This window comes from Aeoliella mucimassa, assembly GCF_007748035.1.
Classification (GTDB): Bacteria; Planctomycetota; Planctomycetia; order Pirellulales; family Lacipirellulaceae; genus Aeoliella; species Aeoliella mucimassa.
In genome coordinates, this window is record NZ_CP036278.1 from 1,337,317 (window position 1) to 1,361,577 (window position 24,261).

The 24,261-nt window shown below is 58.5% G+C and carries 19 protein-coding genes; 17 read left to right on the top strand and 2 right to left on the bottom strand.

What is annotated here, in order from left to right:
• Nucleotides 1-26 precede the first annotated feature (26 nt).
• From Pan181_RS05480 to hisF, 11 genes are all read left to right on the top strand, one after another.
• A complete protein-coding gene (locus tag Pan181_RS05480) occupies nt 27-2,435 on the top strand; it encodes an ATP-binding protein (protein ID WP_145245877.1) in 2,409 nt (802 codons plus the stop codon).
• Nucleotides 2,436-2,560: 125 nt separating this feature from the next.
• Nucleotides 2,561-3,088, top strand: a complete 528-nt coding sequence (locus tag Pan181_RS05485; protein ID WP_145245878.1) for a hypothetical protein — start codon at nt 2,561-2,563, stop codon at nt 3,086-3,088.
• Nucleotides 3,089-3,179: 91 nt separating this feature from the next.
• Nucleotides 3,180-4,112, top strand: a complete 933-nt coding sequence (locus Pan181_RS05490; protein WP_145245879.1) for a hypothetical protein — start codon at nt 3,180-3,182, stop codon at nt 4,110-4,112.
• A 69-nt stretch (nt 4,113-4,181) separates the two neighbouring features.
• Nucleotides 4,182-4,895 carry a zinc metallopeptidase gene (locus Pan181_RS05495; RefSeq protein WP_145245880.1) on the top strand — a complete coding sequence of 238 codons (714 nt, stop codon included), beginning with the start codon at nt 4,182-4,184 and terminating at the stop codon, nt 4,893-4,895.
• 146 nt (nt 4,896-5,041) lie between these two features.
• Entirely contained in the window at nt 5,042-5,596 is a 555-nt protein-coding gene (locus tag Pan181_RS05500; RefSeq protein ID WP_145245881.1) for a hypothetical protein, read from the top strand.
• A gap of 18 nt (nt 5,597-5,614) precedes the next feature.
• On the top strand, nt 5,615-5,815 hold the full coding sequence (gene thiS / locus Pan181_RS05505) for a sulfur carrier protein ThiS (RefSeq protein ID WP_145245882.1): 201 nt from the start codon (nt 5,615-5,617) through the stop codon (nt 5,813-5,815).
• A 42-nt stretch (nt 5,816-5,857) separates the two neighbouring features.
• A complete protein-coding gene (locus tag Pan181_RS05510; protein ID WP_315861138.1) occupies nt 5,858-6,700 on the top strand; it encodes a thiazole synthase in 843 nt (280 codons plus the stop codon).
• A 78-nt stretch (nt 6,701-6,778) separates the two neighbouring features.
• Nucleotides 6,779-8,770: an ATP-dependent DNA helicase gene (locus Pan181_RS05515; protein ID WP_231943753.1), complete on the top strand. Its 1,992-nt coding sequence runs from the start codon at nt 6,779-6,781 to the stop codon at nt 8,768-8,770.
• 207 nt (nt 8,771-8,977) lie between these two features.
• Nucleotides 8,978-10,324: a hypothetical protein gene (locus Pan181_RS05520; protein WP_145245883.1), complete on the top strand. Its 1,347-nt coding sequence runs from the start codon at nt 8,978-8,980 to the stop codon at nt 10,322-10,324.
• Between the two features lie 48 nt (nt 10,325-10,372).
• Complete coding sequence (locus Pan181_RS05525; RefSeq protein ID WP_145245884.1) at nt 10,373-11,083, top strand: DNA alkylation repair protein; 711 nt, start codon at nt 10,373-10,375, stop codon at nt 11,081-11,083.
• A gap of 48 nt (nt 11,084-11,131) precedes the next feature.
• On the top strand, nt 11,132-11,908 hold the full coding sequence (gene hisF, locus Pan181_RS05530) for an imidazole glycerol phosphate synthase subunit HisF (RefSeq protein WP_145245885.1): 777 nt from the start codon (nt 11,132-11,134) through the stop codon (nt 11,906-11,908).
• Between the two features lie 41 nt (nt 11,909-11,949).
• Here the strand turns inward: hisF and Pan181_RS05535 are convergent, their stop codons facing one another.
• Both Pan181_RS05535 and Pan181_RS05540 read right to left on the bottom strand, forming a co-directional pair.
• Nucleotides 11,950-13,533, bottom strand: a complete 1,584-nt coding sequence (locus Pan181_RS05535; RefSeq protein ID WP_231943754.1) for a glycoside hydrolase family 43 protein — start codon at nt 13,531-13,533, stop codon at nt 11,950-11,952.
• Nucleotides 13,534-13,578: 45 nt separating this feature from the next.
• The gene (locus Pan181_RS05540; RefSeq protein ID WP_145245886.1) at nt 13,579-15,312 is read right to left on the bottom strand and encodes a DUF7453 family protein; all 1,734 of its coding nucleotides are present in this window, start codon (nt 15,310-15,312) and stop codon (nt 13,579-13,581) included.
• Between the two features lie 500 nt (nt 15,313-15,812).
• On the opposite strand from Pan181_RS05540, the gene Pan181_RS05545 reads away from it, so the two are divergent.
• From Pan181_RS05545 to Pan181_RS05570, 6 genes are all read left to right on the top strand, one after another.
• Nucleotides 15,813-18,119: a hypothetical protein gene (locus tag Pan181_RS05545; protein ID WP_197528935.1), complete on the top strand. Its 2,307-nt coding sequence runs from the start codon at nt 15,813-15,815 to the stop codon at nt 18,117-18,119.
• 71 nt (nt 18,120-18,190) lie between these two features.
• The gene (locus Pan181_RS05550) at nt 18,191-19,132 is read left to right on the top strand and encodes an IS5 family transposase (RefSeq protein ID WP_145244898.1); all 942 of its coding nucleotides are present in this window, start codon (nt 18,191-18,193) and stop codon (nt 19,130-19,132) included.
• A 61-nt stretch (nt 19,133-19,193) separates the two neighbouring features.
• Nucleotides 19,194-20,324, top strand: coding sequence for a PEP-CTERM sorting domain-containing protein (locus Pan181_RS26745; protein WP_145245888.1), 1,131 nt, complete (start codon nt 19,194-19,196; stop codon nt 20,322-20,324).
• 252 nt (nt 20,325-20,576) lie between these two features.
• A complete protein-coding gene (locus tag Pan181_RS05560) occupies nt 20,577-21,722 on the top strand; it encodes a type IV pilus twitching motility protein PilT (protein ID WP_145245889.1) in 1,146 nt (381 codons plus the stop codon).
• 17 nt (nt 21,723-21,739) lie between these two features.
• Complete coding sequence (locus Pan181_RS05565) at nt 21,740-23,536, top strand: ATPase, T2SS/T4P/T4SS family (RefSeq protein ID WP_197528936.1); 1,797 nt, start codon at nt 21,740-21,742, stop codon at nt 23,534-23,536.
• Between the two features lie 76 nt (nt 23,537-23,612).
• Nucleotides 23,613-24,212, top strand: coding sequence for a CvpA family protein (locus Pan181_RS05570; RefSeq protein WP_145245891.1), 600 nt, complete (start codon nt 23,613-23,615; stop codon nt 24,210-24,212).
• Nucleotides 24,213-24,261: the final 49 nt, after the last annotated feature.

Genomic DNA, 24,261 nt, shown 5'->3' on the forward strand with positions numbered 1-24,261 from the left:
CCGCCCTCGCTGCTTGCCGCTTCGCCATGTCCGACTTCGAGAAACTGGGTTCCTTCTATCTTGGCCGCGAACACGATTTGGCCACCGGCGAAACGTCGGCCGCGCCGCTGCTGTATCGTAGCAAGGACCTGACCACCCACGCGGTCTGCGTCGGAATGACCGGCAGCGGTAAAACCGGTTTGTGTTTGTCGCTGCTCGAAGAGGCCGCGCTCGACGGAGTGCCAGCCATTGCGATCGATCCCAAAGGCGACCTGGGCAACTTGCTGCTCGCGTTTCCCAAACTCGCGCCGAGCGACTTTCGGCCTTGGATCGACGAGAGCGAAGCAGCCCGCAAAGGCAAGACTCCCGACGAGTACGCCGAGGCAACTGCCGAGCTATGGAAGAGCGGGCTCGAGCAGTGGGGCGAGGGGCCGCAGCGGATTCAGAACTATTGCGATTCAGTCGAGCGAGTGATCTACACGCCAGGTTCGACCGCAGGAATCCCGATCACGGTGCTCAAGTCGTTCGCGGCTCCGCCGAAGGAGTTGCTCGACGATGTCGACGAGATGCGCGAACGTATTCAATCGGCCGCCAGCGGGGTGCTTGCCCTCTTGGGAATTCAGGCCGATCCGGTGCAGAGTCGCGAGCACATCTTCTTATCCAATATCTTGAACACTGCCTGGCAGGAAGGTCGCGACCTGAGTGTCGCCGAACTGATTCGTAGCATCCAGAAGCCGCCGTTCGACAAGGTGGGCATCATGGATCTCGAAACCTTCTACTCCGCGGCCGATCGTACCGACTTGGCGATGAAGCTCAACAACCTGCTGGCGTCGCCGAGCTTTGCGGGGTGGATGCAGGGGGCACCGCTCTCGATCAAAGACTTGCTGTATAGCGCCGAGGGCAAGCCGCGGCTTTCGATCCTATCGATCGCTCATCTGAACGACAGCGAGCGAATGTTCTTCGTGACCATTCTGCTGAACGAACTCCTGGCCTGGATGCGCACCCAGCCTGGCACCAGCAGCTTACGGGCACTGTTGTACATGGACGAAGTGTTTGGCTACTTTCCGCCGGTCGGCGAGCCACCCAGTAAGCGGCCGATGCTCACCCTGCTCAAGCAAGCCCGGGCGTTTGGCTTGGGGTGCGTGCTGGCGACGCAGAACCCGGTGGATCTCGACTACAAAGGCCTGTCGAACTGCGGCACTTGGTTTCTCGGCCGACTGCAAACCGAACGCGACAAAGCCCGCGTGATCGAAGGGCTCGAAGGGGCTTCGGCCCAGGCGGGGGCGAAGTTCAACAAGCGGGCGATGGAAGTCACACTGGCTGCGCTCGGTAGTCGCGTGTTCCTGATGAATAACGTGCACGAAGAAGCGCCGAAGGTGTTTCATACGCGCTGGGCGATGAGCTACCTAGGCGGGCCGTTGACCCGCGGGGCGATCAAGACGTTGATGGACCCGGTGCGAGAGAAGTTCACATCACAGTCGCAAGCTACGTCGGCACCCTCCGCCGAGTCCGGCGCACCCAAGCCCACCCGCCCGGTGGTGCCAGGCGACGTAATCGAACGCTTTGTCGCTACCAAGGGAGTGTTGCCTGAAGGCCAGCGATTGGAATACCGCGCCGGGTTGGTCGCCGACACGCGAGTGCACTTCGTAAGCAAGACGCACGAGGTCGATCGCTGGCTCGATCGTCAGGCGATGGTGGCTGTTAGCAGCCCTTTGGCTTCCGGCGCATGGCAACAGGCGGAGGTGCTGGAGCAGCCGTACCAACTGCTGGAAGCACCGGAAGCCGAAGCGGGGTTCGACGAACTTCCAACCGAATTGCTGCAAGCCAAGTCGTATAAGAAGCTGGCTGACGACCTGGAGGATCATCTCTATCGCACCGAGAAGCTCGAGAAGTGGGAAGCCAAGCAGTTGGACCTCTACTCCGAAGTCGGCGAGAGCGAGGGGGACTTCCGCCAGCGACTGGTGGTGAAAGCCCGCGAGGCCCGCGATCGCGAAATCGACGAGGTCGAAGCTCGTTACAAAAAGAAGATCGATACCGCCAGCGATCGAGTCGAGCGGGCGAAGGCCTACTACGACGAGCAGAACACCCAGTTTTGGGCTCGAGTTGGAAGCTTCGTGTGGACTATCATCGACATGGTGCTGGCGGTCATTTCGGGGGGCAAGACCACCCGCCGGCGGTCGTCGAGTGCCTCGGCCGCCCGGCGAGCAGCCACCGAACGAGGGCAGGCCCAGCGGGCGAAGTTGAAGCTCGATCAGGCCGTCGCAGCCCTCGAAGAGTGCCAGCGGGAACGGGACGAGACCATCGAGCAGCTTCGAGAAGAGTTCGATCCGCAGCGGCTGGTGCTCGAGCCGATAGCGGTATCGCCCCGCAAGAGCGACATCGACGTCGCCGGGGTCACGCTGGCCTGGCTCCCCTACGCGGTCGACGAAAAGGGGCTTTCGCAGCCGCTGTACTAGGGCGAACGAGCCGTTGCTGCGGTTCACTGTGCGCCCGCTGCGAGGGTAACTAGAATAGGGGCTCGTGCCCGCTGAAAGTCCTCCCCCGCAAGTTTGGTGCTGCTGTGAATCGTCGGATCTCCCTATTGTTTTGTCTGGTTGTGCTGGCCTCGATGAGTGGGTGTCAGGAGTCGATTCGGGATCGTCTGGTTGGCGAGTGGGTGGGGCAACCCGATACGGCCGCCGCGGCGGCTGAACGCGTGGCCAAGCGTCAGGAGTCGCAGGACTCCGAAAAGGCCACCGGCAATGGAATGCCGGTGCAGGATGCGACGAACAAGCTGGAGCAGACCGACCTGGAAGGTCATGAGGTTACAATCCGGCTGCAGTTCAAAGGCGACAAGACCGTGCATATGTCGCTCGGCGACAACAGCGAGCCCCGCGAAGGGCACTGGCGAGTGCTCACGCTGCTGCCGCCCGACGGGGCGGAGATCGAAATCACGCTCGACGCCAGCGAAGCGTCGGAAGCCGACGACCAAACCGCGACGAAAAAGGCGGGCGAGAAGCGGCGATTTATCGTCGATTTTCAGCAAGATGGCGAGAAACCTGGTTTCACGCTGGTAGAAAAAAACTCCGATCCCAAGTTTGGTCGCCTATATTTCGAGAAGAAGCAATAGGTCCGCGGCCATCGGGAGCAAACAGGCACGATGGCGACGATGGCCGGTGCCTTGGATTCGAAGCCTTTAACCTCTGACCCCGGCTGCGCAGATGACTGAACGCGAACGTTGGATCGTATACCCGCTGTTGTTCCTGGCTCTCGGTGCGTCGCTGCGGGACAAGCTGATCAAAACCACCAAGAGCCAACGGATCGAGTGCCAGGGGTTGTATGTCTACGACGAGCAAAACAATCGCCCTCTATTGGTACTCGGTGCCGAGCAGTTTCCCGAACTGCCCAACAGCGTCGGCAACATGATTCATGTCGATAAAGTGCAGTCGAATCTCGTACAGACGAAGAACGTGCAGACCACCAACATGCGGGCGACCAACGCGGTGCAAGCCAAGCAAGTGGTGACGGAAGATACTCGCACCAACGAACTGCTCGCCCACCGACTGCGGACCTATAACCTGGCCGATCCCCAAAAGTCGACTATCGACTCAGGCAAGGTGGTAGGGCCGATGATGGCGGCCGATGTGGTAGTGTCGAAGAACTTCATCCTTACTGATGGCAAGCACGCGCTACCGATCCAAGGCAAGTACACGGTGCCATTCATTCGTATGTTCAACATGCTGACCGCTCAGTTCCAGGCCCAGGAGGATGTTCGCGAAGCGATGCAGGCCATTAAGGACTCGGAGAAGGAACGCGAGAAGGAACGCCAGGAGCAAGAGAAGAATAAGGCCGCGGCAAAGCCTGCAGCGAAACCTGACGAAGCAGCCAAGCCCGCTCAACCAGCTGCGGAAAACCAACCTTCTGCAGAAAATTCTCCAGCCAGCCAAGATGCGAGTCCCAGCGGCGAAGACAAACCGCAGGGTGCGTCGCCACCGGACGAAGTGGAGCCGGTACCAACGGAGTCGCCGGCCGCAGCTGAACCTGCGAACGCGCCCGAAACCATCTCGGTAGAACCCGCTGAATCGGAACCTTCTGCCGAAGCGGAACCGGCTGCCGAACTGCCCAATAACAAACCGGAACCCGAATCGGAGTAGCTGCGTATAGTGAGGTAGCCGTCTCTGATTGCGGCGGACCACATTTGCTGACCAAGAAGGTTACCCACTATGTTTCTTCCCTTCGACCCACTCTATCTATTGATGCTCGCGCCGGCCATGTTGCTGGCGTTCTGGGCCCAGGCTCGTGTGCAGTCGAATTATCAAAAGGCGTCGCGGGTGCGTGCGCGGTTGTCGGGCAAGGGGGCCGCGCGGCTCATCCTCGACTCGGCCGGGCTGCACGACGTGCCAATTGAACCGATTGCCGGTCAGATGACCGATCACTACGATCCTTCGCACAAAGTTTTGCGACTGAGCCAAGGGGTTTACGATCAGCCGTCGATGGCCGCGGTGGGCATTGCCGCCCACGAAGCGGGGCACGCCATCCAGGATGCCCGACATTACGCGCCGTTGGTAATCCGGAATCTGGCCGTACCAGCGGGACAATTTGGCGGAAGTTTCGGCATGCTTACCTTGATGGCCGGGCTCGTGCTCTCGCAGCTGTCGACCTCCGGCGGGGGCCTTGGCAGCCTGCTGTGCATTGCCGGTATGGTGATGTTCGCCGCGGTGGTGGTGTTTCAGTTGATCAATCTGCCGGTGGAATTCGATGCCAGCGCCCGGGCAAAACGGCAGTTGGTCGAGCACCAGATCGTCAGCCGGGAGGAGATGCACTACATCAACGGCGTGCTCAATTCGGCCGCCCTCACCTACGTGGCCGCCACCGCCCAGGCGGTGCTGACGCTCGTGTACCTGCTGATCCGTTTTGGTGGTGGCCGCGACGAATAGCCTGTTGGGCTGACGTTCCGAGGGCCCTCAACTCCGTTTTTTGGCAACGGCTCGCACCAGTGGCGAATAATCGCCAGCCGCGGTACGATTAATAGTCGGACCGTCGCATGGGGCGGTAATCACACCTTGTCCAAAGGAGTACGCAGATGACCGAGGCACGCCAAAGCTCCCAATTTCACCGCGGTAGAACCACTTTCCTGCTTTCTGGACTCGGCTTCGGCATCATGCTGGGCGCCGTGCTTGGGTTGAACATCCAAGGCCTGTGGCCGCAAGTGCCGCTACACGCTACTGCGACCGAAGGGTACGAGAGCTTCTCGATCGCGACCGGTTTGGTCGACAACGAAGTCGAAGGCTTGTACTTTCTCGACTACCTGACCGGCGACCTGGTCGGTGCAGTCGTGAATCCCAAGACCGGCAAGTTTAACGCTCGCTTCACTTACAACATCTCGCAGGACTTCCCCACCGCTGGTCGGAATGCCAAGTACCTGATGGTAACCGGCTTGGCGAACATGCCACGCGGACGGGCTGGTTTCCAACCTGCCAGCAGCATCGTGTACATTGCCGATGCCACGAGTGGCCAGGTTGGTGCGTACATCATGCCTTGGAACTCCTCGATGCAAGCCGCCGGCAAGCCTCAGGCCGGTGCGTTCCAGGTGCTCGACGTGCAGCAATTCCGTACCACTGCGATTCGCGACCAGTGATCCTAGGTAGTCCTTTCCATGCAACTACAAGTTAACGGCGAGCCTCGCGTTGTTTCGAAGCTGCCGACCATTGCGGAGCTACTGGCCGAGCTCGAAGTGAATGCCAAGCACGTGGCTGTTGAAGTCAATTGCGAGCTGGTACCGCGCACCGAGCACGCTGCCCACGAACTGACCGACGGCGACCAGGTGGAGATTGTCACCCTGGTCGGCGGCGGTTGATTTCGGTTTGATTTTCTTCCCCTTTAACCCACCCTTCCTCCCTTGAACGCTACCATCGATACCGCTTCTGTCGAGCCGCTGAAAGTTGGTTCGCATTCCCTGAATAGTCGCCTGATCGTCGGCACCGGCAAGTACTCGACCTATGAGCTGATGGGCGAAGCCCTCGAACGCTCTGGCACCGATTGCATTACCGTGGCTGTGCGACGCGAGCGGCTGATCGACGCCGAGGGACGCAACCTGCTCGACGCCATCGACACCTCGCGTTACACGTTGCTGCCGAACACGGCCGGGTGTTTTAGCGCCGAGGATGCTGTGCGAGTGGCTCGCTTGGGACGCGAGATCCTGCTCGGCCTGGAGAACCCAGGCGCAAGCTGGGTGAAGCTCGAGGTGCTCTCCGACACGCGGACCCTGCTGCCCGATCCCGTGGAAACCGTGAAAGCAACCGAGCAGTTGGTAGCCGACGGCTTCGAAGTGCTCTGCTACACCAGCGACGACCCGGTGGTCGCCCGCCGGCTGAAGAACGCGGGGGCAGCGAGTGTGATGCCGGCCGGCAGCCCGATCGGCTCGGGGCAAGGTATCCTGAATCCCAACAACATTCGGATTTGCCTGGAGTATCTCAAAGAGAACGATCCCGACTATCCGGTGATTGTCGATGCCGGAGTGGGAGCCGCCAGCGACGTGGCCGCAGCCATGGAACTCGGTGTCGACGGGGTGCTGCTCAACACCGCGATTGCCCACGCCCAGGATCCCGTGACCATGGCCGACGCGATGCGCCATGCTTGCATCGCGGGGCGGCAAAGCTACCTGTCGGGCCGCATTCCCAAGCGTTTGTACGCAACCGCTTCGAGCCCCACCGAAGGGGTGATCAGTCTGAAGAAGTCGTAGTCGGCGACCATGGTGTAGCCGTTGCCCGAGTAGAAGGCCTCCTAGTCTGGAATCCCTCTCACACGCTACCCTAGTGGGATGGAGCTTACCACCGCAGACATCCTGGGTCCCGAAGGTCGCATCGCCAAGCGACTGCAGCAGTACGAAGACCGCCCGCAGCAGCTTGCCATGGCCGAGGCCGTGGCCAAGGCGATTGCTGGCAAACACCATTTGGTGGTCGAAGCCGGCACCGGGGTCGGCAAAAGCTTTGCTTACCTGGTGCCAGCGATTTTGGCTGCTACGGCCGAGCGTCCTGCGAGCGATTCGCAGGAAGAAAGTTCGCCCCGCGTCGTAGTGTCGACCCATACGATCAGTCTGCAGGAGCAGTTGATCGCGAAGGATCTTCCGCTGCTTAACAGCGTGATTCCGCGTGATTTCTCCTCAGTGCTCGTCAAAGGTCGGAGCAACTACTTGAGCTTCCGGCGGCTGGCGGCCGCGCGCAAGCGGGCGAATAGCCTTTTCAATCAGGACGACGAATTCAGCCAGCTCCGCGACATCGACCACTGGGCGGGGGAGACTAACGATGGCTCGTTGGCCGATCTTTCGGCCAAGCCGCTGCCGAGTGTCTGGCAAGAGGTTGCTAGCGACAGCGGCAACTGTTTAGGTCGTCGGTGCGCGACTTACAAGAAGTGCTTTTACTACAAGGCTCGCCGCCGGGTGCAGCATGCCCAGGTGCTGGTGGTGAACCACGCGTTGTTGTTTAGCGACTTGGCCCTTCGCCAGCATGGAGTGAGCATCCTACCCGACTACAACACGCTGATTATCGACGAGGCTCATACCGCCGAGGCCGTGGCCGGCGATCATCTGGGGCTGCGGGTTTCGAATTCGCAAATCGAGTACACGCTGAACAAGCTGTATAACGATCGCACCCAAAAAGGGTTGCTGCTGCATCATGGCTTCACCAACATTGCTCGCCAGGTGGAGCGATGCCATCTGGAGTCCGACGACCTGTTCAGCGATCTCTGGCACTGGTCCGTGAGCGAGGGGCCAAAGAACGGCCGCGTGACCACGCCGAATCTGGCTTCTGGGCGGTTGGCCGAAGAGCTACTCACCCTGGCTCGCCAGGTAAAGAACGCTGGCAGTCGCATGGAGGACGAATCGGACCGGCACGATTTCACGTCGGCCCACGATCGGCTCTTGTCACTCGCTGGCGAGCTCGAAGCCTGGCGTCTGCAAACCGCGCCCGACACCGTGTATTGGATGGACGCCTATCAAACGCGTCGCGGGAATGCGAGGGTGACGCTCACAGCGGCTCCGCTCGAAGTCGGTAGTGCGCTGCGCGAGCAATTGTTCGATCAGGTCGATAGCGTGGTGCTGACCAGCGCGACATTGGCCGCGGGGCGCCAGAAGGATGGCTTCGAGTTCTTTCAGTCGCGCGTGGGACTCACACAGTGCGAGTCGCTACGGCTCGGCAGCCCGTTCGACTACGCCAAGCAGGCGACGTTGGTCACGATGCCCAGCATGCCCGACCCTGTGGCGAAGCGTGACGACTTCGATCGTCAGTCGTTGGAAGCGATGAAGCGTTACATTGCCGAGTACGATGGTCGCGCGTTCGTGCTGTTCACCAGCTACGACTCCATGCGAAAAGCGGCCGCGGGGCTCACCAAGTGGCTCGCTTCGCAGAACTTGCGACTGCTGTCGCAGGCCGATGGTACTCCACGGAGCCATTTGGTCGAGCAGTTTAAGCAGAATCCCCGGAGTGTGCTGCTCGGCACCGATAGTTTCTGGCAAGGTGTCGACGTGCCAGGCGATGCATTGCAGTTGGTGATGATTGCCAAACTGCCGTTTGCGGTGCCCGATCGTCCCCTGCTCGAAGCCCGGCTCGAAGCGATTCGCATCTCCGGCGGCAACCCATTTCGCGACTATCAGTTGCCCGAAGCGATCATCAAGTTCAAGCAAGGTTTTGGTCGACTGATTCGCACGAAGAACGACACTGGCAAAGTCGTGTGTCTCGATCCTCGACTCGCGACTAAACCGTACGGGCGACAGTTCATCGAGAGTTTGCCCGAGTGCAAAATCGAGCGGGCGTAATTCGCAAGTGGATGTTTTCGAGTTTGTGTGCGATGCCGCACAATCGATTGGCCAATTCGTTGAGAGAATGCGTCAATAAACCGCAAATTGCTATGCACCGCGTTGATGCAGATGGCATCGTGCGTCGCTTTCATCGTATACTGACGTGCTAGCCAGCCAGCGATCGAGTGACAAACGATTCCATTCTCTTCTCTCAGGGGTTCACTCATGCGCTTTTCACGTCTGTTCGTTTTGTCTTTCGCCTTGCTGTTCGTTTTGATCGCCGCAGCCGATGCCCAACCTGGGCGTGGTTTTCGCGGAGGGCGTGGGGCAGGTGGTCCTGGCGGTGGTATGGGCCCTGGTGGTGGTATGGGAATGGGCCGCGGCATGGGGGCCGGTCACGGCCCGGGCGCGGGGCAAGGTGAGGGCGCAGGCGATTCCAGCTTTGTGACCGATCGCGATACGTTTCACTACCTGCTCGAGCATCACGACAAGATTCGTCGCAAGGTAACCTTGCTCGACAACGGTGTCGAAACATTGACCGAGTCCGACGATCCCGATGTAGCCGCTAAGATCCAAGAGCACGTAGCTGCCATGTACTCGCGTGTTTCCGATAATCGCCCGATTCGCATGCGCGACCCGCTGTTTGCTGCCATCTTTGGTGTGACCTCCAAAATCAGCATGGAGCACGAAGACACAGAGCATGGAGTGCGAGTGGTCGAAACCTCCGACGATGCCCGCGTTGCCCAACTCATTCAGGCCCACGCAGCAGTGGTTAGCCTGTTTGTCTCCCGCGGTTTTGCCGAGGCTCCACTCAATCATTCCGTACCGGCCGAAGGGGTCGCCATCGAATTGGCCACGCCATCGACGCTTACTCCCGAGCAGAAACAGGAACTACTGTCGGCATCGCTTGATTTCGATCGCTTGTACATTCCCGCACTTGCGCTCACCAATGAGGAAAAAGCCAAACCAGCGGCCAAAGCGATCGAACGCTTGTTGCAAGCTTACCCCGACCTGATCGGACGGGTTCGCACGACGCTCAATGCTCCCGTCGTGAGTGAAGACCCTGTGCTACAAGCCATTGAACGGGCGGCCGAACTCGTTGCTTCCGGCGAGCCAAAGCAAGCGCACGAAGCGCTCGAGCCGATTCGCGACCTTACGACACAGCGCCGGGAACAGCTTGGTGTCGACTACGCGATCGATGCCCTCAACCACTACCACGAAATCATGGAAGAGATCGTGAAGCCCGCTATGTCAATGAAGGCAGCCGATGTCGATGCCCACTATAAAGTGGAGCTAAAGCAGATGGCTCTTGCTGCCTCCGACTCGTGGGCGGTTGTCGAGCAAACCGATTTCGATGCAGAGCTGTTTGGGCTCGACACCGAGGCCATCGAAGCGCTCGACACGAAGATTGCTCAAGAGCGGGCTGCGATAACGAAGCTCAACCGGGCGTTGGCTCGCGACGACGCCAAGTCGATCCTCAAGGCGGCCAAGGGACTCAAGCCTCCGTTCGCGAAGATCTACAAGTCGTTTGGCGATTTCGAAGGACTGCAACCCGCCGCATCGCGACGCTAGAATGCGAGGGAGCGACGTACTGTCCTTCCCACCAACATTCTGGCAGCCATGAATACCACGACCGAAGTGATGTCGGCCTTGCAAGCGGCTGGTGCCGAGCAAACGCGTCGCACCTACGCCCGCCATGGTTGCAACATCGATTGCTTCGGAGTGCAAATCGGTCAGCTAAAGAAGATTGCCAAGCAGATCAAAGGCAATCATTCGCTGGCGATCGAGTTGTACGAAACGGGTAACTCCGACGCCATGTACCTGGCTGGCATGGTGGTCGAACCACCGCAAATGACCAAAAAGCAGCTAGACTCCTGGGTGAAGGCTGCTGGTTGGGGCATGATCGGCGAATATGCTGTAGCACCGGTGGCGGCCGAGAGCCCTCACGGGCGGTCGCTTGCGTTGAAGTGGATGAAGTCGAAGCAGCCGTTGATAGCAGCAACCGGTTGGACCACCTACGCGCTGCTGCTGGCTACGTTGCCAGATGATCAGCTTGATCTCAGCGAGGTGACCGAGCGAGTCGATACGGTTGTCGAGCAAATCGATACCGCTCCCAACGGGGTGCGATACGCGATGAATAATTTCGTGATTTGCGTGGGGTGCTACGTCAAACCGCTGCTGAAATCGGCCAAAGCGGCGGCAAAACGCCTGGGGAAGGTCGAAGTCGACATGGGCGACACCAGCTGCAAGGTACCGCTGGCTACCGAGGCGATTGCCAAGGTAGAATCAATGGACCGGGTCGGCAAGAAACGCAAGTCGGCTCGTTGTTAGATTGCCTGTTGTCGCCTTCGTTTCCACATCCAGAGTCTCGATTTTCCTATGCTTGCTGCCCGTGTGATACCGTGTCTCGATGTGAACCAAGGCCGAGTCGTGAAAGGCACGAACTTCGTGAACCTTCGCGACGCTGGTGATCCGGTGGAAGTGGCCGCCCGGTACGAAGCCGAAGGGGCCGACGAGTTGGTGTTTCTCGACATCACTGCCAGCCACGAAGCGCGGGCGATCACTCTCGACATGGTGCGTCGTACCGCGGAGCGGGTGTTCATGCCATTCACGGTCGGCGGTGGCATCCGCACGCTGGCCGACGCCAAGGCGTTGATTACCGCCGGGGCCGAGAAGGTGAGCATCAACTCGGCTGCGGTCAAAACGCCGGAGCTGGTTAGCGAGGTCTCTCGCTGGTTTGGTAGCTGTGCGACTGTGGTGAACATCGACCCCAAACGCATCGTCGGCGAGGATGGCCGTGAGCGGTGGGAAGTACACATCAACGGCGGTCGCTTGCCGACTGGTCTCGAAGCCGTGGAGTGGGCGCAGCGGGTCGAGGAACTCGGCGCCGGCGAGATCGTGCTGACCAGCATGGACTGCGATGGCACCAAAGATGGCTATGATCTCGAGATCACCCGCGCGGTGAGCGAAGCGGTTACCATTCCGGTGGTCGCCAGCGGAGGTGCCGGCAAGCCCGAGCACCTGGCCGACGCCATTCTCGAAGGCAAAGCCGACGCAGCACTGGCTGCGAGCATCTTTCACTTCGGCGAGTACACCATCGAAGAAACCAAGCAAGTGATGGCCGAACGAGGCATTCCGGTTCGCATGCTGGTGTAAGTGCAAATGGCTCCACGCGAGGGCTTTCCCGCGTTGATCGCTTAGGGGGAGTTTCTGGAGTTGCTGATTCGGAAGTAATCGAAATCAGCCTGCCCGCCTGGCTCTTCGGTTGCGACATTAAACAGCCCGAACCGATAGCCCATGAAGTGGGTGAGCGTGTAGGTCATGTGTAGTTGGTTGCCGATGGGGTGCCAGGTGTCGCCGTCGAGGCTGTAGAAGAATCGGGCGAGGTCGGCCTGCTGGCGGAAGTCGCACTCGGCTCGCAGGTAAACTCGCGACTGCTCGAGCGGCACTTGCTCTACGACTTCCGGCTTGCTCGTTTCGGCGTTGATCATCACCAGTTGCTTGCCGTGGTCGGTGGCTTCGACACCCACGAGTCCGTAGTTGCTCTGAAGCAGGATCAGCCCCGCCATATCTCCCGGCTTCAGCCCCGATACGTCGAGGGCAATCTCGCCGGTGCACTCGGGGCCAATGGTGCGTTGGGTCAACGTATTGCGGGCGGAGAGCACGCTCTCGTCCACGCGGCTGGTAGTGGTTCGCAGGTAGCCTGGGCGAGCCGTTAGCGACCAGTTGGAGTCATCAGGATTGTGGTTCCATTGCCACACCGGTGATAGCTTCGCTGATTCGCTCGCGGTGAACTCATCGGAGTCGACAATGCCAGGAATCAGCCCTTCGCTCGCTGGCAGCGGTAGCTCCATCGGCACTTTGCCATCGTTTCCGATCACTGGCCAACCATCTTGCCAGGTGACCGGAACCAGGTAGGGAATGCGCCCGACCGAGCCATGATCCTGAAACAGGTAGGCGTACCAGTCGCCATCGGGGGTGTCGATCAGTCCCCCTTGGGCGACTCCCTTGTCTTGCAAAGCGAGTCGTCCCTCGTACGGGCCAGTGATCTTGTCGGCGCGGTGTACCACCACGGTACGCATGCCGCCGCGGGGCCAGGTGATGTGGAACAAGTAGTACTTGTCGTTCACCTTGAACAGTTGGCTCCCTTCGGCCCGCAGCATGATGTTGTCGCCGGCCGGCGCGCTAGCGTTGCGAATCACCACCTGATTCACCCCGTCGGGCTGGAGGCCGGTCAGGTCGTCCTTGAGTTCCACGATTTTGATCTCGCCGGCACCGTACAGCATGTAAGCCTTGCCATCGTCGTCGAAGAACAACGTGTGGTCGTGCAACATCGGGCGGAAGCTCCGCTTCTGCCACGGCCCGTGATCTACGTCGCGAGTGGAATAAATGTAGGTCTTGCCGGTGGTGTTCGAAAACGTCGACGCGTAGAACACTCCGTCGTGATACCGCAAGCTGCTCGCCCACGAACCCCGCCCGTAGCTATGCTTGCCGTTGTTCAGGTTCAGCTCGTCGACATCGTCGAGCACATCGTACGCGTAACTTGCGAGGCTCCAGTTGACGAGGTCTTTCGACTTCATGATAGGCAGCCCCGGGCTCATGTGCATCGTAGTGCTGCTCATGTAGTACGTGTCGTCGACACGCATGATCGAAATGTCCGGCACATCGGCGTGGATGATCGGGTTACGTGCTGTCTGGGCGTCGACGCGCGGGCCAGCGGCCATGCTCGCAAGCAAGAGAACAGTAAACGACGCAGCGAGAAGCTTCGAGGTGCCAAGCATAATAAGATCGAGAGAGAAGGGGAGGGAAATTCGCGTCCACTACTATTAACGGTACACTGCCCAGCGCGTGAACACAATCGACAAGCCGACCAGCAGCATCAGATGCAGCGTGCACGGCTCCGGCACGCTGGCGGCGGCGATTCCGGTCGACGTGCCGACCCCAAAGTTGGCTTTCCACAGGTCGTAGTCGCCGAAGTCGACCCCCGCCAGTCCGTCGCCAGCATTGTTGATCGCCGACTCGTCGGCCGCGCCGAGGTGGTCGCGCCACACGGTGTAGTCGGCCAAGTTCACGAGTCCATCGCCATTGAAGTCACCAGGCAGGGCATCGGGCGTCCAGATGGCGATGCCCTCCGCGCTACCGGAGTCCAACACGAACAGAAACGCGACCTGCCCCAGGTTGTTGAGTCCCGCAAGCGTAGCGTCGGGAAACTGCGTAGGGCTCACCAGCGGCGTGCCCGAGAACTCGAGCCCGGTGACTTCTTCGCCGGCCAGGTCGTCGCCGGTTTCGACGATGGTGCTCAGCCCGGTGCTCTCGGAGTAGTGATACAGCCCCCGTCCACTGACCGAGCCATTGCGAGTGTTCGAGAGTTCGGCCATGAACACTAAATCGCCCGATTCGTTGATCGTCGCCGAGTTGTCGAAGAATCGGCGGAAGTATCTCCCCCCGCGCGGTACGAGCGTGTCTTCGAGTGCGACGAGTGTAAGTTCATCGACATCGGCGGTGTAGACGCCCGACAGCGCATCGAGTCCCCCCCCGATAAACTCGGTAGTGAATCCAACCGTATCGTCGTCGCTGATGCCGAACACCCGAATCTCATCAGCGGCCGTGGGACTACCAGGCAGCAGCCCGGGTGCGATGAGTTCGATGCCGTTGTCGCCGGCCAGGAATACCCCGTCGCGGAGCACGCCTGGCTGCGAGTACTCGGCCACGAAGGCCACGTTCTGCGAATTGCCAATAAACGTGGCCGGGCCGAGCAGCGACTCGATGGTGGTCGATCCGTCGTTGGCAACGTCCTCTTGTCGCACTAGCTCTTCGAGGTTCGAACCGACGACGCGGAGCAGCGATTCGATATCGGTCGAGCTACCTTGCTCCACGGTGGCAAACGTAGCGACGTCGCCGACCCTGTTTTGAGTCGAGCCGAATCCAAGCCTGCCAAAGGTGCCGCCACGCGGAGCGGTGTCGCCTTGCAAAGCGAGCGTCGTCGTGTTCTGGCCGCGGAGCTGGCGGTAGAGTCCCTGCTCGGCGTTGGTGCCATCGTATATCGCGGAGTAGATGAGGTCGCCATCGTAGTTGTAGCCGGTCGCGGTCAGTCGGAAGAGGCTGTTATTGCCGGTGGGGCTCGCGCTGTAGAGCGGCACGTGCGGAGCAATCGTCGAACCGTTGCCACGAAAGCCATGCAGCAGGAATCCGGCCCCTTGCGTCACCCCGGTTACGCCCGACACAAAGCTATGGTTGTCGAGACTCGCGATGGTCGGCTGAAAGCCGATGACCGTTTCGCCCAGGTAGGTATCGCCAGTGCGCAGGATGTTCACCAGCCCTCCGCTGTCGCGGCGGAAGAAACCGATGTCGTCGGACGAGCCTGCGTTGGTGCCCGAAAGCTGACTGAGAAACGACACCTGCCCCAGATCGTTCAACGCCGGCGCGGCAAACAGGGCGAGCGACCCGTTACCATCCGGCGAGGCATCGCCCGCCAACGCGGCCACCTCGAACTCGGCCCACGAGACCTGCGGAACGATCGCCAGCAAACCACCAATCAACCACCGCCAGCAAGCTGTCATCGCTGTTCTCCCCGTGTTCTAGAAGCCTGTCGAGCGTCGCGAGTGTACCAAACATGATACAGGCAATCCGCAAATCCAGCCAATGAAAGGGAGGCCATCGGCGGCATCCCCCGTCCATATGCCGGTGTGACAGGGCGTCGCAACGATTTGCCCCCATCACTTGTCTATGCTCCCTTATTACTTCAGCCTTCCCTGGTCACCCTGGTCAAGCTCGATCTCTCCCCGGTTTCGGTTATACTCGTAGCGGGTTCCTATTCCATTCACGCGGCCGTATCGAAACGTCTCAGGGGGTGCTTCTCATGCCACGCCACGCCACGATTGCGCTGGTTGTCCTGTTGTGTCTGCCGACTGTTGGCCGGGGAGAGATCACGTGGAGCGGGGACGTGGACCCGAGCGATCCGACGACTTGGACGAGTAGCACGACCGCTTATCTCGGCGACGGAGATGATGGCACGTTGTCTCTAGACGGAGATAGTGATCTCTTAACCTGGAATGTCTACATGGGATACCAGTCTGGCTCTTCTGGCCAAGCGACGGTGGATGGCGTCGGCACAAGCTGGAGCGGCAGTGGTCGTTTTCAGATTGGTAGATACGGCGACGGTTCTCTTTCCATCACGGATAGTGGCAGCGTGAGTTTTGGGAGAGTAGAGCTCGGTGTCTATGCAGGCTCGACGGGGCAGGTCACTGTTTCAGGGGCCGGTTCAACACTTACGAATACTATTCTTGAGGTAGGTATTCAAGGCGAAAGTGTTTTATCGGTCAACAGTGGTGGGCAAGTTCAGAGCATGAATGGTTACTTGCTTGAGCATGGTCAAGCAAACATAGAAGGCCCCGGTTCAGCTTGGATCAACAACGCACTCTATGTCGACGGCATACTTTCCGTTACCAACGCGGGATATATAAGCTGCTTATCCGGTTACATAAGTGGGGGGCCAGAGGAAGCTGGGGTAGTCGAACTCAAGGGGGCTGGTACCCTTTGGTCGAATCGTGGATGGCTGACGGTCGGAGATCGTGGGGCGGGAACTCTGACGATTGCCGATGATGCTTCCCTAATCGCCAATGCTTCCTCCGGTCGCCTGGATATTGGAACTTATGGTGGTAGCGGATCCCTATTCGTAACCAGCGGAGGAACCTTGAGTAGTGGTTCGATGAGATTAGCATCGCATGCTAATTCCAGTGGCCAAGCCACCATTGATGGCGCAACGTCGTCAATGACGATCAGTGGTTCCCTGTCCGTGGGGGTGGCTGGTGATGCAACGCTTTCAATTCTGAACGATGCGACTGTAAATGTGGCTGGACTAACTTCAGTAGCTTCTTCGTCCGATGTGCAGGGGGAAATTCGCTTTGCGAATGGTACGCTCATCACCCACGGCTTGTTAGCTTCTTCGGAAGAGTTGACCGGTCAAGGCGCAATCTACACAAACGGACTGGTCAGCGATTTCAATCTCCAATTCGATTCATCCCACGGGATGAAGAAGTCATTTCTTCTGCAAACACTTCCAGGGCAAGACATAACTATCGATCTTGAGGTCGATGGTTCGGCAATTTTGGGCGTGGGAAACCGAGGCATGGCGACAATGAGCATTGCCGATGGAGTGCAGGTTGCCTCGAATTCTGGATCGCTCGGGTACCACCAGAAGGCAACGGGGATTGCCACTGTTGATGGTGTTGGTTCGACCTGGACTACAGGTAATTTGACCGTCGGAACGTTTGGCTCCGGCGATTTGTCTATCACAAATGGTGGAGAAATTGTGAGTGGTACCACTCGTATCGGTTACCGTGCGGGGGCGACGGGAACAGTGCGAGTCGATGGAGCCGAATCGACATGGATAGACCGAAGTGACTTATTCGTAGGCCTAGACGGGCATGGCGAACTCGCAGTCGGCAACGGCGCTAAAATTAGCAGTGACTCGACCTACATCGGCAATAGCACTGGATCGGTGGGCCGAGTCAGTATTGTCGGCGCGGCATCAACCTGGCTCAATGAGGGGTTTCTGTACGTCGGAAACAGCGGCACTGGGACACTAATAATTTCTGATGGCGGATCTCTTGAAAGTAATTCAATATCGGGTATCGGCTACGAATCGGGGTCTACGGGGGAGGTGGTTGTTGAAGGCGCAGGTTCGACTTGGGACAACCTCAGTACACTTTATGTTGGTGGATTTGGAAACGGCACTTTAACTATTGCCGATGGTGGATATGTTCGTAATTTCTCGGGTAACATCGGTTATAGTACTGATGCCGCGAATTCTGTCAGCATTGCTGGCCACGATTCGACTTGGACGAATCTTGGAAATCTATACGTGGGGCATTGGGGCACTGGGTTTCTCTCTATCTCAGATGGAGCTTTGGTAACCGTCAATCATGAAACATTTGTTGCTTTCGAAGAAGGTGCTTCAGGGGAAATTCACTTCGACGGAGGAACGCTCTCGACGGGTGGATTAATTGCCTCGATCGAGAAACTTACTGGCGTAGGAACAATAGAGACCCACGGCTTGGTAAGTGATGTTGATCTAGCGTTCGATGCGACGCATGGAATCGTACAAACTCTCACCCTGGATCACTCACCTGGAAATAGTATTACTATTAATCTTGATATCAATGGTTCAGGTGCCTTGGGGGCTGGGCATTCAGGAACAGGCATGCTGTCAATTTCAGACGGCATTCAAATCTCATCAACGACCGGTTATTTAGGCTACCACGAAGGTGCAATTGGAGAAGCTTGCGTCGATGGAGTGGGGTCGACATGGTCTATCTCGAAGGATCTTTACATCGGGAAATATGGTGACGGAGACTGGCCTTGTTGAACAATTAGTCACAAACCTCCGTAAAAACTAACGTGGAATGGAACCACGTACCTTTTTTACGGAGATCGAACATGGCTACGAAAGAAAAACGAACCTACAAAGTCACGAACTGGAAGGAGTATAACAAGTCGCTCATCGAGCGTGGAAACATCACTATTTGGTTTAGCGACGAGGCGTTGGAGAACTGGGAACATCCTAACGACCAGACAAAAGTCGGTCGCCCTTTTGTCTTCAGCGATACGGCGATCGAGTGCTTGCTGACGATTCGCGAACTGCTGAAACTTCCCTATCGGCAGACTGAGGGATTCGGCCGCTCGCTGGTGGCGATGTTGGGCGTCGAGGCAGCGATTCCCAATTATTCTTCGCTCGCCAAGCGAGCCAGCAAGCTGAATGTTTCGCTCGATATCGCTAACAAGAGGGGCGACATCGATATCGTGGTGGATAGCACCGGCATGAAAGTGTTTGGCGAGGGCGAATGGAAGATGCGGACGCATGGCAAGTCGAAGCGGCGGACATGGCGGAAGCTGCATTTGTCGGTGAATCCTGACACCCGCGAGATTGTGGCGGAGATTTTGACCGAGAACAGTTGCCACGATGCCGATGCGGTTCCCGAAATGCTGGAGCAGGTGGAGCAGCCCGTAAAAAAGTTTCACGGCGACGGTAGTTACGACAAGTGGAAGGTTTATGAAGGGCTGGAATCCGAAGGCATTGAGCCGGTGATTCCGCCGCAGCACAACGCCAAGATCAAACAACATGGCAACTCTGCGGAGGAGCCTTTGCCCCGGGACGAGGCAATTCGTCAGATTCGACGCAAGGGGCGTAGGAGTTGGAAAGAGGAAGTGGGCTATCATCGTAGAAGCTTGGCGGAAACGACCATGTACCGAGTGAAACAAAGCTTTGGGAGCCATCTCAAAAACCGAGTATTCGAAAACCAACAAACGGAAGCCCGCTTGCGCTGTAAAATCATCAATCAATTCACCCAACTCGGGCTTCCACAGTTCGAGTGGAGTTAGTCAACAAGGCCACGGAGACTTGTCGATTACGTCAGGAGCCATCGTAGAAAATGTGAATGGGATGATAGGTAAACAAGGCGGAGCAGTTGGAAGTGTTTATGTCGATGGTCCCGATTCAAATTGGACCTGCGAGGGAGATCTGTTTATTGGTGAATTTGGCTCAGGTTCGCTTCTGGTTACGAATGGGGCATCGGTACTAAGTGCAGACGGTTACATTGGCAAATCCTCGTTGTCGGTCTCCAAGGTCGAAATTGACGGCAGCGGTTCCAATTGGTCGACTTCTGAATGTCTGTATATCGGGGGGACCGGAAGCGGACACTTGAGCATTACCAGAGGGAGCACCGTGAATACTTCCTTATTCGGCTATATCGGATACGAGCTTGGCTCTTCGGGGCAGGTGGTGGTTTCTGGTAAAGGCTCAAGTTGGGCGGTAGGTCCAATTTATGTCGGTAGAAGGGGTGATGGGTTGCTTAGGGTTACTGACGGAGCGGTGGTTACGAACACCGATGGGCTTATTGGCATGCGATGGGATACTACATCAGAGGTACTTGTCGACGGGGAAGGCTCTACGTGGATTAGTTCTCGCGATGTTGAGATTCGCTATGGAGCCCTTGCGATTACCCGTGGTGGACTTGTCCAAGTCGAGGGAGAGTTGAGTTTTTTCGAGTATGCAACTCCCCGGGGATTTCTCAACCTCTCCACCGGCGGCCAACTCGCCCTCTTTGGCGAGGCCGGCGATTCCATGGCCGACTTCCTCGATCTGGTCGAAGGCACCGACGCTATTCGCTACTGGTCCTTCGAACTTGGCGACTGGGCACCGATCACCGACGCGGTTGCTGGCGATGATTACACACTCGAGTATCTCACCACCGGTGACCTAGCTGGCTACACCGTGCTCACGGTTGGCACGATGCCCGTGGCTGGCGACTTTAATGGCGATGGCCTGGTCGACCTAGCCGACTACACTGTGTGGCGGGATCACTTGGGGGCGGAGGACGAGACGGCCATTGGGTTTGCCGGGGATGGCCTCGCGGGGGTCGACGTCGGGGACTACCAAGTGTGGAAAGCTAACTTCGCCACGGGCGACGCGGGAGAGATTCCGCCGGCTGCGGTTCCCGAGCCAAGCACCGCGGTGCTGGCGGCTGTCGCCCTGTTGTTGGGGGCCCGAGCGTGGCGGCGCGGGGGCTGCTAGATCGGCTGCAATCGCTCTCCAGCAGGGCGGAAACGCCAAAAAGTACCACGATGGCACGATTCGGCTTCCACTGCGGTGGGCCGACGGGCTGTACGATCCCCCGGAACCGGCCAAACGGCCCCATTTTCTTCGGCTCAGGGGTGTGCACTCGGCCTTCTGTTCTGTGTAAACTAGAGGTTTGGCCAACTGCCGTGCCAGCTGAACCGTGGCAGGGCTGCATTTCCGGGACCAACAGAGACAGGACATCTTTCTATGGCTGAGCATGACGACGTCAAGTCGAGTCTCATGCATGTGCGACCTACTTTGGAGGTCGACAAGCTGTTCCGCGCTTGCGTGAAACTGGAAGCGAGCGACTTGCACCTTAAGGTGGGCAAGCCGGCGATGGTCCGTGTCGACGGCTCGCTCCGCCCGATGAAGGGCGACCCCATCACCGATGAGCAGATGGTGCAGTTGTGTTACCCGCTCATGAACGAGCGGAATCGCAAGATCTTCGAACGCGACGGCGGGGCCGACTTTGCCCACACTTGCGAAGTCGATGGCACCGTCTGGCGATTCCGTGTGAACCTGCTGCAACAGCTCGGGCATATGGGCATGGTCGCTCGGCGGGTTAGTAGCTGGATTCCCGACTTCGAGGGGCTGAACCTGCCGCCGTCGATCGAGAGCCTGTGCACGTTCGATCAAGGCATGGTACTGCTGGCGGGCGTTACCGGTTCGGGCAAGAGTACCACGATTGCCTCGATGCTGAACTGGATTAACCGCCGGTACCGCAAGCATATTCTCACGCTGGAGGATCCGATCGAATTCGTGTTCTCCGAAGAGAAGTGCCTGATCAACCAACGCGAAATTGGTTTGGACGTGGTCGACTTCGAAGTCGGCATGAAGCACGCGGTGCGGGAAGATCCCGACGTGATGCTAGTGGGCGAAATGCGTGACAGAGAAACGTTCATGACCGCGATTCACGCGGCGGAAACGGGTCACTTGGTGTTCGGAACCATCCACGCTTCGAGTGCGGCTTCGACGATCGGCCGTATTCTCGACTTGTTCCCGCAGGACATGCACGCGGCGTTGCGGAGTGCGATTGCCTTTAACATGCGGGGCATCATCGCTCAGAAACTGCTCAAGAGCATCAAGCCCGGCGTCGGCCGGGTGCCCACGGTAGAAATCATGACGTTCTCGCCGACCGTGAAAAAGTTGGTGCTGGACGAAGACGACGACAAGCTGCCCGACGCGATTCGCATCGGGGCGGAAGATGGCATGCAAGACTTTACGCAAAGTCTCAAAAAACTGGTAGACGACCAATTGATTGACCGCACCGTGGCCATGGAAGTGGCCCCGAACCGCGAAGCATTGAAGATGGCACTCAAGGGTATCGACGTAGCGCAAGGCGGAATTCTGTGATGCACCGATTGTTTTATATGGCGCTTTGTGCACTGGCCTTGGTCCTGGCAGTGGGCGCACCTTCGCAAGTTGTATGGGCCCAAGACGACGCGGGCGCGGAAGAAGCCCCCGCCGGCGAGGAGCAGGAGGGTGGCTCGGCCATCGACGACGCTGCGGAGGAGCCAGCCGCACCGACCATTTGGACCGGCGTCGAGGTCGACGCCAAACGCGGCAGCGGTACGCTCCATTGGCTCAAGATCATTCCCGTGATCCTGTTGGTCATGCTCTGGACCTTAACCGGCGACTGGGTAAACCGCAGCTCGCAGATCTACGATCTGGGCTACGGTAAATGGAATCCGATCTTCTACTTCCCGTTCCCGATCGCCATGCTGGTGATGGTGATCGTGCCCTTCTACGTGGTGGGCATTTCGCTGCTGACGCTGGCCTATTTCGGCCCGTTTATTGCTTACACGGTGACCTATAACAAGTCGGTTGAGCAGCACCAGAAGGTGTTCACGAGCGACTGGTTCCGCCATATGCTTCGCATCGGCGAACAGGTGCCCGACTACGAAAAGGGTGCCCCGGTCGAGCTGTCGGCCTTTGGCGGCGACGAGAGCACTAACAAAGGCAACCTGATCTACGCCCGCCAGTCGCCTGGATATTTGCTGGTGAAGGAATTGGTGGCCGACTTGGCGACCCGCCGAAGCGAACGCATGGTGCTCGACTACGGCCAAGGCGGCGTATCGGTCAAGTACCTGATCGACGGTGTCTGGCACGGTGGCGAAGCCCGCGAACGCGACTCCGGCGACGTGATGCTGGCCGTGATGAAGCAGCTGGCGAATCTCGACATCACCGAGCGTCGCAAGAAGCAAGAAGGCCAGTTTGCCGCCAAGTTTGAGGGCATTCAGTACATCTGCCCGATCGTGAGTCAGGGGACCAAAACTGGCGAACGGGTGCTGCTCGAACTACGCGGTGGCAGCCAAGTTAAGTTGGTTACCTACGACGATCTCGGCATGCGAGAGAAGATCAAAGAGCAATGGTCCGAGCTGATGGCCATGGACGAAGGCCTGCTCGTTATTGCCGCCCCGCCTGAAGGGGGGCTCACGACGCTCACCGATGTTTCGATCCTCGAAACCGACCGGCTGATGCGAGACTTTGTAACCATCGACGAGGTGCATAATCCCGCCCGCGACATGGAAAACGTGGCCGTACACACGTACGACGCCAAGCAAGGAGAGACGCCGGCCAGCATCCTTCCACCACTTATTCGCACGTATCCCAACGTGTACATCGTTCGCGATTTGGTGGATGCCGAGTCGGCCAAGATCCTGTTCGGCGAAGTGGAAGAGAACCACCTGCTGATCACCACCGCTCAGGCGCTCGAAGCCCCAGAGGCTCTGCTGCGGGTGCTGCAGAAGAAGGTGCCGCACAAGGAGTTCGCCCAAACCGTGACGGCCGTGTTGTGCACTCGGCTGATCCGCAAACTCTGCGAAAGCTGCAAAGTCGGCTACGAACCAACGCCCGACATGCTGAAGAAGCTCGGCATTCCTCCCGGAAAGGTGCAAAATCTTTATCGTCCGCCGAAGCCGGAGGAACTGGAGAAGCCTTGCGAGGTCTGCGGCAACGTCGGCTACGTGGGACGGACCGGCTTGTTCGAACTGTTGATCGTGAACGATAAGGTTCGCGAAGTGCTGATCAAGCAGCCGAAGCTCGACCTGTTGCGAAAAGCCGCACGTATGGCGGGCATGCGTACCTTCCAGGAAGAAGCCATTTTGCTGGTCGCCAAAGGGGTCACAAGCATTCCCGAGGCGCAACGCATTCTCAAGGGAGCCTAGCTCCGACCCTCTGCTGAAGAACAACACCGACGCCAGTCGTCGCTAACCGCATATCCTCGACTCCTGAAATCGTCCCATGATTTACCTTTACTACGCCATCCTCGCTACGATCTTCTTCGCTACTTTTGCGATGTGCATCGACAAAGGGCTGTGGAGCAACACGCTTTCGATCATCAACATCTTGTTGAGCGGGTTGATTGCCTTTGGCACCTACGAGCCGCTGGCCAAGCTAGCCGCCGACAAGGGGATGGGCGAGTACACGTTTGTGCTCGATTTCCTGTTCATTTGGGCCATCTACGTGCTGGCGTTCATCCTGATGCACCGGGTGGCTTCGCAGTTGCTGTCGAAAACGCGGATGCGATTCAAGAATCCGATCGACACGGTCGGCGGACCGCTGACTTCGGCGGTTGCTGGTTGGTTGATGATGTGCCTGGTGGCCGCTACGCTGCACGCAGCCCCGTTCGAACGGGAGTGTTTCGGCGGTGCTTTGGTGCACCAGAATGGCGATTCGGCGATCACCAACCCTGATCTTGCCTGGTTGAGCATTGCTCAAACCGCACTAAACAAGGACAATCTGGGTGCTGGAAAAGGGTTTTCCCTGAGCGATTACGTGAACGACTTCAGCAAGCAACGTGCAGGCCTTGAGAAGCAAGAAAGCTTGCGGGTGAAACGTTAGTCGCCGTTGACGCTCGTATCTAACGATTACGCGAAATAGGATCACCGCG